The organism is Oceanobacillus sp. FSL W7-1281, assembly GCF_037969835.1.
Taxonomy (GTDB): Bacteria; Bacillota; Bacilli; order Bacillales; family Amphibacillaceae; genus Oceanobacillus; species Oceanobacillus oncorhynchi.
Genome location: NZ_CP150214.1, coordinates 870,571 through 887,918, shown reverse-complemented (window position 1 = coordinate 887,918; position 17,348 = coordinate 870,571). Strand labels below are relative to the sequence as shown.

General features: G+C 40.5%; 17 protein-coding genes. 8 read left to right on the top strand and 9 right to left on the bottom strand.

Translation table 11 applies throughout. From position 1 onward, the window contains the following. Positions 1-183 precede the first annotated feature (183 nt). Positions 184-957: a type I 3-dehydroquinate dehydratase gene (gene aroD, locus MKX55_RS04390; protein ID WP_339236342.1), complete on the bottom strand. Its 774-nt coding sequence runs from the start codon at positions 955-957 to the stop codon at positions 184-186. A gap of 37 nt (positions 958-994) precedes the next feature. Further along, entirely contained in the window at positions 995-2,227 is a 1,233-nt protein-coding gene (locus MKX55_RS04385; RefSeq protein ID WP_339236339.1) for an MFS transporter, read from the bottom strand. Between the two features lie 325 nt (positions 2,228-2,552). Between MKX55_RS04385 and MKX55_RS04380 the strand changes: the two genes are divergently transcribed. Genes MKX55_RS04380 through MKX55_RS04360 form a run of 5 tightly spaced genes read left to right on the top strand, consistent with a single transcriptional unit; the run spans position 2,553 to position 6,113 of the window. Further along, positions 2,553-3,431 carry an ABC transporter ATP-binding protein gene (locus MKX55_RS04380; RefSeq protein ID WP_339182705.1) on the top strand — a complete coding sequence of 293 codons (879 nt, stop codon included), beginning with the start codon at positions 2,553-2,555 and terminating at the stop codon, positions 3,429-3,431. Further along, positions 3,428-4,123 (top strand): hypothetical protein, encoded by a 696-nt coding sequence (locus MKX55_RS04375; protein WP_193064020.1) that lies wholly within the window; start codon positions 3,428-3,430, stop codon positions 4,121-4,123. The genes MKX55_RS04380 and MKX55_RS04375 overlap by 4 nt, the downstream gene beginning before the upstream one ends. A gap of 30 nt (positions 4,124-4,153) precedes the next feature. Continuing rightward, entirely contained in the window at positions 4,154-4,531 is a 378-nt protein-coding gene (locus MKX55_RS04370; protein WP_339236337.1) for a GntR family transcriptional regulator, read from the top strand. Then, entirely contained in the window at positions 4,528-5,409 is an 882-nt protein-coding gene (locus MKX55_RS04365) for an ABC transporter ATP-binding protein (protein ID WP_339236335.1), read from the top strand. Before MKX55_RS04370 ends, MKX55_RS04365 begins: the two co-directional genes overlap by 4 nt. Then, entirely contained in the window at positions 5,406-6,113 is a 708-nt protein-coding gene (locus MKX55_RS04360) for a hypothetical protein (protein ID WP_339236333.1), read from the top strand. Before MKX55_RS04365 ends, MKX55_RS04360 begins: the two co-directional genes overlap by 4 nt. Positions 6,114-6,189: 76 nt before the next feature. Here the strand turns inward: MKX55_RS04360 and MKX55_RS04355 are convergent, their stop codons facing one another. Both MKX55_RS04355 and MKX55_RS04350 read right to left on the bottom strand, forming a co-directional pair. Then, complete coding sequence (locus MKX55_RS04355) at positions 6,190-7,923, bottom strand: ABC transporter ATP-binding protein (protein WP_339236330.1); 1,734 nt, start codon at positions 7,921-7,923, stop codon at positions 6,190-6,192. Continuing rightward, positions 7,924-8,736, bottom strand: coding sequence for a MerR family transcriptional regulator (locus MKX55_RS04350; protein WP_339182697.1), 813 nt, complete (start codon positions 8,734-8,736; stop codon positions 7,924-7,926). Positions 8,737-9,123: 387 nt separating this feature from the next. Between MKX55_RS04350 and MKX55_RS04345 the strand changes: the two genes are divergently transcribed. From MKX55_RS04345 to MKX55_RS04335, 3 genes are read left to right on the top strand one after another with little or no spacing between them, the layout of a single operon-like run. Further along, positions 9,124-9,576, top strand: coding sequence for a helix-turn-helix transcriptional regulator (locus MKX55_RS04345; protein WP_339236328.1), 453 nt, complete (start codon positions 9,124-9,126; stop codon positions 9,574-9,576). After that, on the top strand, positions 9,573-10,490 hold the full coding sequence (locus MKX55_RS04340) for an ATP-binding cassette domain-containing protein (protein WP_339182695.1): 918 nt from the start codon (positions 9,573-9,575) through the stop codon (positions 10,488-10,490). The genes MKX55_RS04345 and MKX55_RS04340 overlap by 4 nt, the downstream gene beginning before the upstream one ends. Then, positions 10,490-11,275: a hypothetical protein gene (locus MKX55_RS04335; protein ID WP_339182693.1), complete on the top strand. Its 786-nt coding sequence runs from the start codon at positions 10,490-10,492 to the stop codon at positions 11,273-11,275. The genes MKX55_RS04340 and MKX55_RS04335 overlap by 1 nt, the downstream gene beginning before the upstream one ends. Positions 11,276-11,437: 162 nt before the next feature. Here MKX55_RS04335 and MKX55_RS04330 read toward each other — a convergent pair whose 3' ends face one another. The 5 genes from MKX55_RS04330 to ilvD all read right to left on the bottom strand — a co-directional run bounded on the left by MKX55_RS04330 (position 11,438) and on the right by ilvD (position 16,919). After that, positions 11,438-12,649 (bottom strand): MFS transporter, encoded by a 1,212-nt coding sequence (locus tag MKX55_RS04330; protein WP_339182692.1) that lies wholly within the window; start codon positions 12,647-12,649, stop codon positions 11,438-11,440. Between the two features lie 215 nt (positions 12,650-12,864). Then, a complete protein-coding gene (locus MKX55_RS04325; RefSeq protein WP_339236326.1) occupies positions 12,865-13,794 on the bottom strand; it encodes a prenyltransferase in 930 nt (309 codons plus the stop codon). A gap of 144 nt (positions 13,795-13,938) precedes the next feature. Beyond that, positions 13,939-14,526 carry a hypothetical protein gene (locus MKX55_RS04320; RefSeq protein WP_339182690.1) on the bottom strand — a complete coding sequence of 196 codons (588 nt, stop codon included), beginning with the start codon at positions 14,524-14,526 and terminating at the stop codon, positions 13,939-13,941. A gap of 296 nt (positions 14,527-14,822) precedes the next feature. Next, positions 14,823-15,074: a hypothetical protein gene (locus MKX55_RS04315; protein ID WP_339182689.1), complete on the bottom strand. Its 252-nt coding sequence runs from the start codon at positions 15,072-15,074 to the stop codon at positions 14,823-14,825. A gap of 174 nt (positions 15,075-15,248) precedes the next feature. After that, positions 15,249-16,919 (bottom strand): dihydroxy-acid dehydratase, encoded by a 1,671-nt coding sequence (ilvD, locus tag MKX55_RS04310; RefSeq protein WP_339185117.1) that lies wholly within the window; start codon positions 16,917-16,919, stop codon positions 15,249-15,251. Positions 16,920-17,348 lie beyond the last annotated feature (429 nt).

The following is a 17,348-nucleotide window of genomic DNA, read 5'->3' as shown; positions in this document are numbered from 1 at the left end:
CTCCTGAGAATAAGTTATTTGATACGTTTATTGTATCGACTTATTCTCTCCCGCACATCGGGTCGGTGACTGATTTATCCCTTGAAATTTCCGCTGCTTCAGATGGAAGAAAAACTCCGACTTCCGGTTGAGGGCAGCTCCGTCCTTCTCAAATTCACGTAGATATACCTTCCGTTAAACCAGTTAGCTTACATCCATTGATTTCTCAATTACCTCTAACACCTGCCGCAGCTCCTGAACCGGAACCTGCCCGGGTGCTGAAGTTCTTTCCCCTGCTCCAAAGGTTAAAACAGATCCGAAAATCTGGCCGGACAGCCGGCTGATTACACCAAGCGGGCCCATTGCCATTGTTATCATGGGCTTCGTTGTATATTCTTTCATCTCATTAGTCGCTGTGAGCAGCTCTAAAACATCCGCTGTCTGATTAGGCATCACAGCAATTTTTAAAATATCACCGCCGAGCTCTTCTGCCCATTTTAAGCGTCGGACAATTTCTGATTTAGGCGGTGTTTTTTGAAAATCATGATTGGAAACAATCACATATGTATGTTGCTGATGCGCTGCAGAAATCAGATTTCTAACTGCCTCCTCTCCCTGATACAATTCCACATCCACAAAATCAGCAAGTCCTGTCTGGATCACAAATTGATTCAGAGCGATATAATCTGCCTCGGAAAGCTCCTTTTCTCCTCCCTCTTGATGGCTGCGGAAGGTAAAAATAAGCGGAATTCCCTTTAAAACTGCTGTTAAATCTTTTAACATCTGTTCCACAGCTGTATGATTTTCCACTTCTTCAAATATATCGGCACGCCATTCCACAACATCTGCTCCTTCTTGCTGATAACGCTCCGCCTCTTCGATAAGTGCCGTTTTGTCAGAAGATGTTAAAGGAATACAAATACTTGGTTTCCCCACTCCTAAGGTTACGTTTTTAGCTGTTAATGCTTCTATCATCATACATTCTCCATTCTTTATTAAATTAAAAATGCCTTTTTTAATAGGTACGGTATCTATCCTTTTGCTTCCCGAAAAAATAGAAAACTCCCCATGCTCCCCCTACAAATAACATAACCATACTGGAAAGATAAAATACAGCAGAAATTCCATATAAATCGATAATAATAAATGATAGTAAGGGACCAATTGCTGCTCCTAAATCAACAGCTACTGTATGCAGCGTCATCATCTTAACAGGATCTGTTTTAGCTGCAGCATCTCCTGCCAAAGTATCTGTTATTGTTAAAAATATCGTTGTTACCACTTGAAAAAACATGATGATGATTAACAAAGGAATAAACGATTCCACACTGCCTAACATTAAAAAAGCAGCGCTGCCAAGGAATAATGGAATAAGAATCCAATAATACTTTTGCTTTTGTTTATCGACAAAACTTCCTATAACAGGGGCAAAAAAAGGATCCCAAGCCCAGCGAACTGCTTGAATGATTCCAGCCAATGTTGCTGCCCCGATAACCATGCCAAATACGGACCAATGCGGATGATATGACTGCTCAATCAACGGGCTCAAGGTAGAGTTAAAAATACCCATGGTAATATACCCCATCGTTCCTCCGGTAATAATGACGAGAATAATATATGGCTGACGTATTGATTGCTTCTCCTTTTCCGGCACATGACGATTTACAGCAATCGTATCTTTCTCCGCAGCTGTATTGTTTTTTGGCACCAGCTTGAAGATAAAAGGAAAAACAGCGACAGCTGCCAGCGCAAACAGTGTCGTCACAAAAGGTATCGACAACTGATCTGCTAAAAATCCTCCTGCCAGCATACCGGCTAAACCTCCTAATCCCCATAGACCATTGTATAACCCCATATAATGCCCTCTAGTCTGTTCTGAAGAAAACGATACAACCGTAAGCATCCCTCCCAGCTTCACAAATGACCAGGCGATTCCCCATAAAATTCTGGCAAGCAGAAGAAGCCAAAATCCTTGAAACTGACCATAGAAGAACGTGCTTAATGCTGCAAAAACCACAGAAATCACTACACCTGAACGGATATCGAACTTGTTGTAAAACATTCCTACAAATGGCGTAATCGGCAAACGGACAAAACGATTAATAGATAACAGGACACCGATCTGCCAAATAGCTGTTAATCCAAAATCCTGCCAATATAAGGGCAAGACGATAAAAAGCATGACATCCCCCAGCAGCGTGATTGCTGTAATCAGGGCAATCCCGATAACTTTTCCTTTATCACTCATGGGAATTGCCCGCTAAGATTAAATGGCAGCGCCCTTTTTTCATCATCCGTCCCTCCTGCCTTTCATTTAACCCTCGCAAGATTCTTTTAACGTTTTTGCTTCTTATATGTTTAACTTATATTCCAATATATCATAAGTTCCAAAACAATTTCTTCGTAAATTTATTATTTTTAGAAAAGCTTCGTTTCGTTTTATCAAAGCCTATTTTTCAGAAAGCTTTCTATATTTTATTGACAACTAACTGTAACACTGTTATGGTTATACACATAGGTATATAACCATAATACAGTATGACTTAACTATTAATTTATAAAGGAGAATGTATATGGCTTATCCCATTGAAGTACGCCATTTAACGGTACATTATAAGAAATACAAAGCGTTAGAAGATGTAAGCTTCACGCTGTCTCCAGGAAAAGTTCACGGAATACTAGGAAGAAACGGGGCCGGAAAAACAACCCTGTTAACATATCTTGCTTCTTTCCACAAAGTAAAGCAGGGCACGATTGTCATTGACGGCGAAGACCCTTTTGAAAATGAACGAATTTTGCAGGGAACATCTTTTATTTACGATAAAGATAATACCTATGACTACGATAAAATCACTAAAATACTCAAGGGTATGCTTTATTTCCGTCCGAATTTTGACGAAGCTTATGCCAAAGATTTAGCAGCTAAGTTTAACATTCCGATGGATAAAAGTGCCGACCAATTATCCAAAGGGCAGTATTCCGCTCTACAGGTTACCATTGGCCTGGCAAGCAGAACACCGCTCACCATTTTTGATGAAGCCTATCTCGGAATGGATGCGCCGGCAAGAGAGTTATTTTATAAAGAAATCTTATTGGAGCAGGAGCGACATCCGCGTACAATTTTATTTTCCACCCACCTTGTTTCAGAAATGGAGTACCTTTTTGATGAAGTGCTTATTATCGATAATGGGGAGGTTTTATTGCAGGAAACAAGTGAGCAGCTTCTGGAAAAGGGCTTCTCTATTACAGGGCCTAAAGAAGATGTCGATTCATTTACAGAAACATTGGAAGTGATTCATGAGAAGTCGCTCGGCGGCACTAAATCTGTAATGGTGTATGGAACGTTGACAGAACAAGAACAGCGGGAAGCGGCTGAGCTTGGCTTAGAGGTTGGCACATTATCTTTAAATAATCTATTTATTCATTTGACAAAGGAAGGTGAGGAAGCATGAAACAATCTCAATTAGGATGGTCTTTATTCGTAGAACAGCTAAAATGGGCAGCTTGGTTTTTTGGTATTATGATTATTTTGACGATTGGAATTACGGCAGCAAATCAATGGGGTTTCTTGGATAACCTCGATGTCAGCAATACAACTTCGAATGTATTTTTGTTGATTATCGGATTGCTTTATTCTTATGGATTTTTAGACTACTACTTTAAATTGGGGATCTCCCGGAAAAAGTTCTTTAAAGCTTCCTTATTCGCGTCTGTGTTGCTTTCCGTTATTTTAGCTTTTGCCATGAGTCTCATGATTGGTTTATTTGAGACACTTGTTCCAGCTTTAGGCTTTACTGTTCCATGGTCAGATTTATTGAGCAGCGGCGGCGTATTATCTTTTATAAAAAGTATAGCCGATTATTCTGTCAGTCATTTTTTCTATCTTTTAATTGGCTGGTTTATGGGGCTTGGTTTTTATCGTTTTCGCTGGAAGATTGGATTATTGTTCATCCTTCTTTCCTTTCCATTTTTCGGCATATCCGCATTGTTGCAGGATCAGGATGATATTGCACATACGATTAACTTTTTCACCTCTAACTCGCTCATTATCAGTATGGGACCGTATGTTATTTTCTTTATCATGATAGTCATTTTAATTATCTGTAACTACCGTCTGACCAAGGACGCACCAATTCGATTATAAAACCCTGCCAGAAAGGAGGCTATACACACGATGTCTACACAATTTCGAAGTGATAAACCTATCTTTGTCCAAGTTCGCGAACAGATTGAAGACCAGATAGTCAATGACCAGCTAAAGGAAGGCGAACAGGCTCCTTCTACCAACCAGCTGGTCCAATTTTACAAAATTAATCACGCCACCATCTCCAAAGGCGTCACACAGCTTGTAGATGAAGGCATTCTATACAAAAAGCGAGGTGTCGGCATGTTTGTCGCAGAAGGAGCAAAACAAAAACTCGTTCAAAAACGGAAGCAGGCGTTTATGGATGATTACGTTATCGGTTTAGTCCAGGAGGCAGAAAAGCTTCGGATTACAGAGGACGAAATTATTGATTTAATCAAAAAAGCAAGAAAGGGGGATAAAGCATGAGTTATGCCATCGAAGCAAAGGATGTCAGTGTACGTTATAAAGATTTCACCGCCATCGATCAGATCAGTTTTCAGCTGACGTCCGGAAAAATCCATGGTTTGCTAGGTAGAAACGGAGCGGGGAAAACATCCTTATTATCGGTTCTATCCGCTTTTCGAAAAACAGATACAGGCAATCTTATCATTGACGGCGAAGACCCTTTTGAAAACCCAAGAATCATGCAGGACACGATTTTCATATTTGATCAGCACAAGGATTTGGAATACAGCTATGATAAGGTTGGCGAAACATTAAAAGAAATGGCTTACTTTCGTCCAAATTTTGATGAAACCCTGGCCCTTCAGTTAGCTGAAAAGTTCAAGCTTCCTTTAAATAAAAAAGTGAATCAGCTGTCAAAAGGAAAAAAATCAGCATTTCAGGCTATTATCGGCTTAGCGTCTAGAGCGCCTCTAACTATTTTTGATGAAGCTTATCTCGGTATGGATGCGCCGACAAGAGAAACTTTTTATAACGAGATTTTAAATGATCAGGAAAAGCATCCAAGAACGATTATCTTTTCAACCCATCTCGTTTCGGAAACCGATTATCTATTTGATGAGGTGCTGATGATTCATAACGGAAAGGTTTTATTGCAGGACGCTAATGAACAGGTTATTTCCAAAGGCTTCTCTATCACAGGTTCATTGGAACAGGTGGATGATTTCACAAAAGAATTAGAGGTTTTAAACAGTCAGCTCCTTGGCGGAACAAAATCTGTGATGGTATACGGCGAACTATCTGAACAACAAAGGTACGCAGCAAATCAAGCCGGGCTTGAAATCGGCCCCCTCTCCCTTCATGATTTGTTTGTGCATTTGACAAAGGAGGAAAAGGAATGAGTGCGATTATCTTATCACCGACAACAATGGCTAGATTCTTATTTATGGAACAATTGAAATGGACCATGTGGTTTCTTTCCTTTATGTTTGTAATTTATATTGTTGTCGTCAGTTTTGCTTCTGGCCCCCATTCCAGTTTTATTGATTTGGTAAACTTTTCAAATGGGTCATCATCTATTTATATGTTCGTCCTTGGCATTCTGACAACATCCTCCTTCTTTTATTATTACATGCTGCAGGGGGTAACCAGGAAAAGTTTCTTTCTCGGTACGATGATATCGTCTGTTCTGCTGGCAGTAGCCATAACAATCATCCTGATTGTGTTAGCCTTCCCCCTTCAATTTATTTCTGGATGGGCTGGCTGGAATATCCATGCACAGGAATTTGATTATACAAGCAGCTTTTCCGCATTCATTTATGTCTTTGGCAGCCTGGTTATGTTGCACCTTATTTACTTTTTAATCGGCTGGATGATAGGTCTGACCTTCTATCGTTCGGGCTGGCGATATGGACTGCTCTCTATTGCATGCAGCATTCTTATTATCGCAATAGCAGGCGTTTTTATAGAGGCCACTCATTTTTCCTTTTTCACAAATATCATCACGGTGCCGACGTTTATAGCGATGCCATTGAGTATTGTATTAATTGTTCTGCTTCTTGGCGTTAATTATCGTTTGATTAAAGATATCACGATAAAAATATGACTTTGTATCTGTTTAGATGCAGCATTAAAAAGAGCAGCGCATTTCTTCGACGAAGAACTATGCGCTGCTCTTTTTTCTATTTCAACTGCTGTTCCGCAAAAGAACGATACAGTTCATGTGACTCCAGTAATTCCAGATGTGTTCCTTTCCCGGTAATCTCTCCATTTTCAATAAAGATAATTTGATCTGCATCAATTATCGTTGCTAAACGATGGGCAATCACAAATGTCGTTCTTCCCTCCATTAATCGCTGCAGGGCTTTTTGAACCACCTGCTCCGATTGACTGTCGAGACTTGCCGTTGCTTCATCCAGCAATAAAATCTTCGGATCACGTAAGAAGGCTCTGGCAATATTAATACGCTGGCGCTGTCCGCCGGATAATTTCGTACCGCGCTCGCCGACTTGCGTATCCATTCCATTTGGCAGCTCTTGAATAAATTGTGCGGCATAAGCCATTTCCGCTACTGCCCAAAGCTTCTCGTCAGCAATGTCTTCTGCATCTTCCAGGCCATAGGTTAAATTATCTCGAATCGTACCAGACATCATCGAGCTTTCCTGGGACACATATCCGAGCTGGGAGCGCCAGGACGCCAATGAAATATTCTGAATTGATTCGCCGCCAAGCAGGATAGCTCCCTCATCAGGCTCATAATAGCGTTCAATCAGGCCAAATACAGTGGTTTTTCCTCCGCCGCTCGGCCCGGCAAATGCCACCATTTCTCCTGGTGCCGCAGAAAATGATATGTTGTTTAAAACCTGCTCGCCCGCTTCATAAGAAAAGCTGACTTCTTCAAATGCCAGCGGAAGCTCGCTAATTTGTTTTGCAGAACCAGGCAATACTTCTTCCTCTTCTTCCTGCAAAATTTCTGAAATTCGTTCCGTAGCACCTTTTGCTTTTTGCAATTCTGTAAAGAACATCGCAAATGTCGTAATCGGGAAAACGATTTGGAATAAATATAACAGAAAGGCAACAAGCGATCCTGTCGTCATGGTTCCCTGCTCCACACGGATGCCGCCGTAGCCGATAATCATGACAATTACAAGCATTACAATCATATACATAAATGGTGCAATGACTGAGAAAATCTTTGCTTCTTTCAAACCTGTCTGCAATAGCTTGAAAATCCCCTGTAATCCCCGCGTTTCTTCCTTCTGTTCTGCCGTGGAAGATTTCATCAATTTAATTTCACTGACGGTCTGCTGAATCTCCCCTTGAAAATTAGCTGTTTGATCCTGCAGACTCCGGGATACTTTTGCCATCTTATTCCCAAGCGGCAGCATGACAATCAGCGTAATCGGAACAGCGATAAACATGATCAATGTCATTTTCCAGTCCATAAACAGCAGGATAATGACCGCTCCAATAATGGAAATCAGACCAGAAATAAATTGCGGAAAATGCTGAGAAACCAAATCCTTTACAATTCCCGTGTCATTGATTACACGACTGACGGACTCCCCGCTCGGCTGCTTTTGAAAATAAGAAACCGGCAGGCGAATCAGCTTTTTCCATAATATTTCTCTGAGTCTTGCCACTACTTTTTGCCCGACATAAGCTAGTGCATAAGCTGACAGCCCATCCACCAGCGCATGTACGATAAATACGCCGATGATCAGAACAATAAAGCGCCAGTCTAAATCGGCAATGGAAAATCCGTCCACGAGCTCTCTGGTCAACAGCGGAATGGTCAGCCCTACCAGTGTCGTCAGCACACTCCCCAATAACCCTAATGTTAAAACCAGCTTCGGTATCCTGGTAGATAATATCAGTTTGATAAAATTACTTGATGATTGTTTCGATGCTTTCATTTACTTCTCTCCTTCTTCCTCGTCCCGTAATGGACCCATATAATCTGTTGTTACTTGCTCGATCCATGCTTCTTCCTCCGCTGTGATTGGAGACGGAACAAGGCGTTCTATCTCTTGAATATACGTATTTACACGTTCTTCGTTCGCTTTATCCTCCATATCCAAGGTGAAAATATCAGCCAATTCTTCCAAGGAATCCATCCCCACTACCTTCAGGATAAGACGATAAAACTCATCCAGCATCTGTTGAACTTCCGGATCATCTGCCGGCTTGCCAAAATGCTGTTTGACTCTCTTATAAAATGTCAGCAGCCCTTGTTCAAAAAGCATTTTTTCTTCAGCTGTCTGAGGAAACATCTTCTTCATTACCTCATCCTTAATGATTCCTTTTGCCAGCTCCTCCTGTTTCTTCTCATTTTGCATACTCGCCAGTAAGCTGATGAGTACAGCCTGGTCAACTTCCTTTTCGTTTTCCAAAAGATATACCGTCCGCTGGATGGCTTCCAACGCAATATCAATCTGTTCCCTATCCTTGATCAGCTTCGATTCCTGCAGCCTCAACGTCTCGATAAAGCTTAAATCGAACGTATCCGGCTGCATATGATGCTTGATGTCATCCAAGCTCATCCCTAAAAATTTCATCGTCATGATTTTATGCAGCTGAATCATATCCTCTTTTTCATAAATACGATGTCCCCTATATTCATCCCGTTTTGGCTTTAATATATCCTTCTCATCATAATAATGCAGTGTTCGCACAGATACGCCAGTTGATTTAGCAAATTCGCTGATGGAGAATGTTTCGTTTTTCATTTCCGCTCTAATCTCCTCTCACTTGATAGCTCTATCATACCACCTCACGTAACGTCAGGCGCAAGCCTAAAACGAAACTTCATTCAGTGGGAGTTTTTTCTTTTCTTCCACTGAATGATTAGTTGAATGATCCAGGGAGTTAGCGTCCGTTATCTCCCGCCTTAATAAATTTATTTATACTCTTTATTTTGAGGCGGGAGTTTTACGGACGATTCTCCGTGATAAATTTTTTATTATAAAGAATTGGCGGAAAAACTTCTCTAGAAGGAAGTTCGTTTTATTTATAATACGCAACTAACGTTAACATAAATGGTTATCCTGCGTTGGTTGTTTCCTTTTCGTTAACGGGTAAAATAGAAGTATACCCAAACGAAAGGGATGCATGAGATGAATAAAATTACTTTATCACGAAATCTTTCTTTTTTAAGAAGAGAAAATAATTACTCTCAAGAAGAATTAGCAGAAAGAATTGGCGTTACCAGACAATCCATTGCGAAATGGGAAAATGGAGAGTCTTTACCGGACATTATCAACTGTGATGCGCTTGCCTCTTTATTCGATGTCTCTTTAGATAATTTCATTCATTACGATCAAAAAGACAGCGGGTTTCCCATCCCTCCGAAGGGGAAGCATATGTTTAATACAACCCCTTTGGAGAAGGATGGTTATGTCAAATTACCGAAAAAGGCTTTGGATATGGTTCGCATGCAGGAAGGCGACCAGTTTATGGTGTTAGGCGATGAAAATCCAGAAAGTATGGGCATCGCCTTAGTCCCCGCAGACTTTTTTACTACCATGGCAGCTGGCATTTTGAATCGTACAGAGGATACTAAAAAATGACAAAATATATTCTAGAAGCAAAAAATATCTCCAAAGTCTATAACGGTTTTCAAGCATTGGAAAATGTATCAATATCCTTGAAAAAAGGGAAAATCTATGGGTTAATTGGTCAAAATGGAGCCGGGAAAACAACATTTATGCGGATCATTGCCGGCCTTTCCTTCCCTGCTTCTGGAGGGCTGTATTTCTTTCATCAATCCGGTCAAAAGGCATTGCAGGCTGGCCGGAAGCAAATGGGAAGCATGATTGAAAACCCGAGTATCCTGGGGCATATGAGTGCAAAAGATAATCTCCGTGTCCACAAAACAATGAAAGGGATAAAAGAAGAAAATGCGGAACAGCGCGTGCTCGATATCGTTGGATTAGCATCTGCCGGCAAAAAGAAAGCAAAGGATTTTTCCTTAGGAATGCGCCAGCGCTTAGGGATTGCTATCACATTGCTGGGCAATCCAGAGATATTGATGCTTGATGAGCCGATTAATGGTCTCGATCCCAGCGGCATTGCTGAGATTAGACAATTAATCAAGGAATTAGCGGCCAACTATCAAATGACGATTCTGCTATCCAGCCATCATTTAGCTGAGCTTCATCAAACTGCGGATGAATTTATTATTGTAAATAAAGGGAAAATCCTGAAAACACTCAGCCATGACAATTTAGAGCAGCAAATCGATAAGCATCTTCTGATTGCTTGCAACGAACCGGAAAAGCTGCAAAAGGTACTGAGAGAATCGCTTCATACAGAGAATTTTATTGTACAGCCTGATCAAAGCATTAAATTATATGACTTCACGGATAAAAAAGAGGAGCTGTCAAAATCCCTGATAGAACATGATATTATCGTTACCATCTTCGCAACACAGGAAGAAACGTTAGAAAGCTATTATCTCCAATTAATTGGAGGTGTAAGCTGATGCAGCTGTTAAAAGCAGATTTCTTTAAATTAAGCCGGTCGATTTCACCATGGACACTATTTATGCTAGCTCTTATCAGTGCCATTGTTTTTGCTGCCTGCTCACATTATGTTGCGATAGACAGCTTAAGCATAGAAACTGCGTCCGGCAGCTTGTCTTTATTTTCCGAAACGCAGATGATGGCATTATTGGGAAGTATCGCTGCGGGCATTTGCCTGACAACTGATTTTGAAAATAAAATCATTGAAAATGCCATTTCTGGCGGACATAGCAGGAACGCGATTATGATTAATAAAATGATTACCTTTTTTATTTTAATCGCGTTATTATATCTGCCTTACGCTGCCATTACACTTCTCTTTGCTTTTACAGATACAGCATTCAGCGGCTTTCTCCCGACACCGACCTTAAACATATTATCTGGAGCAGCAGAACAGGTATCAACAGCAGGTTTATTCGGGAAAATTTTATTGGTAAACGGCTTATCCTTCTTTATTTTTTTCAGCCAGCTGATGGTCAGCATCTTCTTTATGTTCCTGTTTAAAAAGGCTGTTCTTGTTATCGCTGCTACGTATATGACCAGCTTGATTCTTGGACCAGTCTCAAGCTTAAATGAAACAATTCATTCTGTGATGGCTTATACTCCTTATGGAATTGATTTATCTCAGCTGACATTCCACATGAGTGGTAAATTTATCGGGGAAAGCTTCCTTATCAGTTTTGTATTTATTCTTGTTTTCTATCTGGCGAGTTTTCTTATCTTTCGGAAGGCAGAAGTGAAATGACGTTACTATTTTATCTGCAAACTTTCCATATTTATTTTCTGAAAATGATAAGATGAAACACCTCTAAAATCCGGACATCCTTTTTTGTCCGGATTTTTTAAATGTAGCATTTTCTATCTGCAGAGTGCTTTTGCAATACTTGAATCTATTAAACGATATGCCTTATCTGCCGGAAACCGAAGTTGATTTCTTCATTCTTTTCTGCACAATCGTTACAATGACTAAATAAGCCACAGGCATTATCCCCGCCAGCCAAACAATAGCATGCCATCCTGCTTGATTCCAAACAGGGCCTACTGCCGTACTTCCGAATGCTACGCCGATATAATAGGAGACAAGGTATAAGCTGGATGCACTTCCTTTATGATGTGCTGCCTGCTCAGTTACGAAGGTTGCCGTTAAAGAGTGCGCTGTAAAAAAGCCGAGACAGATCACACATAAACCGGCAATGATCCAAGGCAAGGAGACAATGCCTGTCATCAAAATACCTGCCGACAGGGTAATAATTCCCGCAACACGAACTCTGTTCAACCCTAAAGAGCTGGCAAGCCAGCCGGCAACCGGTGCGCCGATGACACCAAACCCATATGCCAGAAATGTATACGAAATAGCCTGTGACGAAAGGGAAAATGGTTCTCCTTCCAAATAAAACGGCAAATAAGTCCAGATAGAAGTGAAGGAAACCTGAAAAATAATTCCCATACCAAAAAATAAAAGCATTACCGGGCTTTTAATATGAAAAAGCATTCCTTCAATATCTTTTCGGAACGAAAGATAACTGCGTTCAAAAAATTGCGATTTAGGCAGAAAAAGGATTACTGCTATTGCAATTATCAGCCCTATCCCTGCAAAGATATAAAATATCGTCTGCCAAGCTTGATCTTCAGCTAAAAAACTCGCCAAAAACCTTCCGACCATTCCTCCAAAGGCATTACTTGCTATGTATAAAGCTGTTGCAATTCCAATACTCCAACGGTCAATTTCTTCATTGATATAAGCAAGTGATGCTGCAGGCAAACCCGCCATAGCAAATCCTTGGATAAATCGCATCAGAATGAAAAAAGTAAAGGAATCAATCATCGGAATCAATAGAAACGGAATAGCCGAAACAATTAAGGAACATTTGATAAGCGGAACCCTGCCGATTCGATCAGAATAAAACCCAAGAATAATCAAGCCGAGAATCAATCCAAAAACATTCACAGATAATGGTAACGTGGCTTCTGACACAGACACATTAAAATCTCTGACAAACAATGGGGCTAACGGCTGCACCACATAAAGACTTGCAAATATAAAAAAAGAAGCTGCAGCTAAGCATAAGGTAATTTTCCAAAAGTAGAAATCTGTTTTATTGTACTTTCGCTTCTCCATCCCATAACACTCCCTATATTTCATTATACTAGGAAAATGGAAATATTCACCCTATTTCAAATGAAATATTTATATATATAGGAAGTGTATTTACAGTCTACTATTATGATGAAGTGATTTACCCTTGTTTTGAAAAACTTTTCCGAAAAAAATCGCATCTTAAAAGCTGAATTTTTCGTCCAACTCTTAACATGCGACCAAATGTAATCCTTCTTTTAAACAAAGCTCCCCAGCCATATCGCTGTTACAAAAGCAAGAATAAGCAGCTTTTTCTCATCATTTGTTACTTTTTCTACATCGTCAATATCCATTTTTATCACGAGATAGATTGCATAAATCAGGAGAATGCCAGCGCCTATTGCTCCGGCCGGACGTGTGAAAGCTGTCCAAAGAAGCAGCAACCCGATTAAGATAAAATAAAGCATGGCAGGCAGTTTAGCACCGCTTGCTCCAAACTTATTCTCTGCCCACACCACAGAGGTTTGCTTCAGGGGCACTGCTTTTCTATCCGCATGCCGGTCCGGAATATGATGAACCATTACCCACGCCATACACCAGATTGCATTAATCAATGCATTTTGCCATGTCCAGGCAGGGACTTGTCCAAGTAAAATCCAAGGGGCAGCGATTCCCAGCATCAGCATGGTTGGGAATAAACTGAGCCATTCTCCCGCAAATGGATAGTAGGCTAACTGAAATGGTTTTAGTGAGTAAGATACTGCTCCCCAGATACCGACCAAGGTTAATACAGCAAATTCCGTAAGTCCGAGAAACGCAAACAGGATAGCCATCAGTAATAAGAAAATCGTCATCCAGATACCTAATTGCTTGAGCATTCCTACAGACATTGTCCCTGTCTGCAGCACTCTGCTTCCTCCAGAAAGAACGCCGGGGCTGTATTGATCTGTGCCCGATTGATAATCTGCAATATCATTCAAGGTGTGAGTCAGCATGCCATGAATAAATACAGCACCGATTAATAATACAGAAGCAACGGTCATCACAGCGCCGGCCGACAAATCCGTATAAAATAAAAGCGGCAATACCGTTGATAAAATAGCTACTATACTAGAAAAAACAACAGCAACAAGACGTAATAACATAACAATACTTTTTCGGGTAAGAGCTGGTTGTGCTGGAATCATTATCATCATCCTTTTATAAGAAATCAGTTGATATTCATTTCCTTTTCTCTTAGCATACTAAACTTTTCTATCTTTTATACTAGTTCACTGCTAATAAAACAGCAAAGTATCTTTTCAGGTTTCCACCCTTCACAGAAATTCAAATTAATCGCGCCATATGTGCATACCCGAAAATGACTTTTCATAGTCGATACATGATGTTTTGCTTTGTACCAGAGCTTGTATAAAGGCGCCAATGGTTTGTATCCAGCTTCCAACAAAATCAATATGTTCTCCTCGTTCCCCTTTTAGTTCAATAATGCCTGATAAACCCTGCAAAGCATTTCCAATAGATTGAAGCAGTGCTCCATAGATTTCATATAGCGTATCCATAGTTATCTCAGCGGTATCCAATAAATCAGGAAGAGCCATGCTGCTTCCGGCAGCTTGAAATAAATTTCCTTTGATGGTTACTTTTCTTTTTGTTTCTTCAGTAAAAGGAATGACTATTCCGCTAATCACGATAGAATTCCCCATCGCTTGGACTTGATTTCCAATTTTATTTAAAGTGAGCTTTTTTTCACTATCGGCTGCTAAAGCACTGCCTGTAGCCTGCATGACATTTCCTGCTAAATCCAAATTCGTTTGCTGCGTTTCATTCAGTTTAAAGGAAGGCGTACTGGCTATAGCAGAAAGAAGTGCGCCTATGGCTGCCTCCCACGAACCGAATAACACTTTCAGATTATTATCCATATTAAACGTCCTGCCTTGGGGTTATTTAATAATCTATTCTAATGAACATAATTGGTAACGACAAATAGCAGCTATTTAATCGGCGCTCCTATCCCCCTTATTTAGGGTGCCTATATTCCCCCGGTTAAATAATTGTCAGCTGTTTAAATCATGGTCACAAAGCTTTCGAATATTCACTTGTGCAGTCATCAACAATTAAAAAAAGAGATGCTGCCGCTTTCTATACACTGTTCCCTGATTAAACATGGCTCACCTGAAAATTTATTATTCCTCCAGCTTCTTTAACCGTTTATTTTTCATTCCGTTTTGTTCTGAAATGCATCTAATTTCCTTTCTATTGCAGCCAGTCTTCCCTCCAGCTGCTGGTCCTTCTCATTTTGCTCTTCCGATTCCTGTAAAAATTCATCGATTGCCAAGCTTGCAGCATAGGTGCTGATAGCATCACCCAATGTAGCTAACAGACCGCCAATCAAAGCTAATTTTAAGCTATAAGAAACCTGTATATCTTGATCTGAATGGTTAGAATGATTATCCTTTTTTTCATCCATTTCCCCTCAACCTCTCGCTTCAAATCATCTTCCGTTATTTATATTATTCAAATTAGACGTTTATCGTTAACAGAATATAAAACAAAACTTCCTTCTGCGGGAGGGCTATGGGCGATTTGCTCCATAATAAAAGAAAAAACGTCACAGCGATTAAACTGTGACGCAGATTTTCAATTATATTTCCATCACTCCGCCAGTGTTCGCAGAAGTGACAAGTTTAGAATAACGGCCAAGCCATCCCTTTTTCACTTTTGGCTCAAAGCCTTTCCAATTGGCTTTGCGTTTTTCAAATTCCTCATCCGAAACCAGCAGGTTCATTTCACGGTTTTCAAGGTTTAATTCAATTATATCTCCATCCTCTACAAAGGCTATGGGACCTCCTTCTGCAGCTTCTGGTGAGATATGACCAATGGAAATCCCTCTGGATGCGCCGGAGAAACGTCCGTCAGTAATTAAACCAACCTTTGCACCAAGTCCTCGTCCTACAATTTGTGAGGTCGGCGCAAGCATTTCCGGCATTCCTGGTCCGCCTTTAGGGCCTTCATAACGAATAACAACCACATGACCTTCTTCTACTTTGCCGGACTCAATTCCTTCCAGTGCTTCTTCCTGTGAATCAAAGCAGACAGCCGGTCCTTTGAAATAACCGCCTACCTCTGGGTCAATAGCGCCTACTTTGACGATAGAGCCATTCGGCGCCAGATTTCCAAACAATACAGCCAGTCCGCCTCGTTCGGAATGCGGATTATCTAATGTATGAATAACATCCTTGTCCAGAATTTCCGAATCCTGAACGTTTTCCCGAATCGTTTTCGCAGACACACTTAAATTGTCTCCATGAAATGCCCCTGGCTTTTTCAATAATTCATTAATAATTGCACTAATTCCGCCTGCTCTGTCAACATCTTCAATATGGTAATTTGATGCTGGAGCAACCTTGGCCAAATGCGGCACACGGTTTGCGATTTCATTGATACGTTCCAGCGGATAGTCTACTTCTGCTTCATGGGCCAAAGCCAATGTATGCAGTACTGTATTCGTAGATCCGCCCATTGCCATATCTAATGCAAAGGCATTATCAATTGCTTCCTTTGTAACGATATCGCGCGGTTTGATATCTTTTTTAATTAACTCCATTAATTGTTTAGCGGAACGTTTTACGAACTCTTTCCTTTCTTCTGCAACAGCAAGAATCGTACCATTCCCCGGCAGTGCAAGTCCAATTCCTTCTGCCAGACAGTTCATTGAATTTGCGGTAAACATTCCCGAACAGGAACCGCATGTCGGACATGCATTTTGCTCTAACTCTAGTAATCTTGCTTCATCAATTTTTCCAGCTTGATAGGCTCCTACCCCTTCAAAAACAGAAGTCAGGGAAAGCGGATTACCAGCACTGTCTGTACCAGCCTTCATCGGACCGCCGCTGACAAAAATAGATGGGATATTTACACGAAGAGACCCCATCAGCATCCCCGGTGTAATTTTGTCACAGTTCGGAATACAAACCATGCCGTCAAACCAGTGCGCATTTGCCACTGTTTCCACAGAATCGGCAATCAGCTCCCGGCTCGGCAGGGAATACCTCATTCCAATATGCCCCATCGCAATGCCGTCATCTACCCCAATCGTATTCATTTCAAATGGGATCCCGCCAGCTTCACGAATTGCTTCTTTTACAATTTTTCCGAATTCTTGTAAGTGAATATGTCCTGGAACAATGTCTATATAAGAGTTGACCACCAGAATAAATGGTTTTCCTAAGTCTCTTGTTTTTACTCCTGCAGCATGTAGCAGGCTTCGATGCGGTGCACGATCCACACCTTTTTTAATCATATCGCTGCGCAATTCCGCCAATTTCCTTACCTTCTTTCTAAGATTTTTACTAAAAGATTAGAGAATAGCTCTCTCTTCCCTTGCTTATTCTGGAATGCCTCAGACACATCACTTATCTGAAATAATTTTCAACAAATTAAGTTTTCAAATTATTTCAAGCTACTGCTTCTAAAGATGATTGTATCGAAAATAAACATTCTAATTTTTCTTATTTTACTACTTCTGGATAGAAATTTATATACTAAATGACAAATTAAATGAAAATCTTAAAAGATTATGGCAGAATATGCAACAAAATAGCGAAACCTTTACTTTTTATGCGATAAAATTAACGTCCCTCCAGCTGTTTCGTATCCTTTCCAAAGATTCGCCTTTCCCTTTTTAATTATTTGCTCAGACAAGCTGATCCTCCCATTTTAATTTCTTCATTAAAAAAATGCA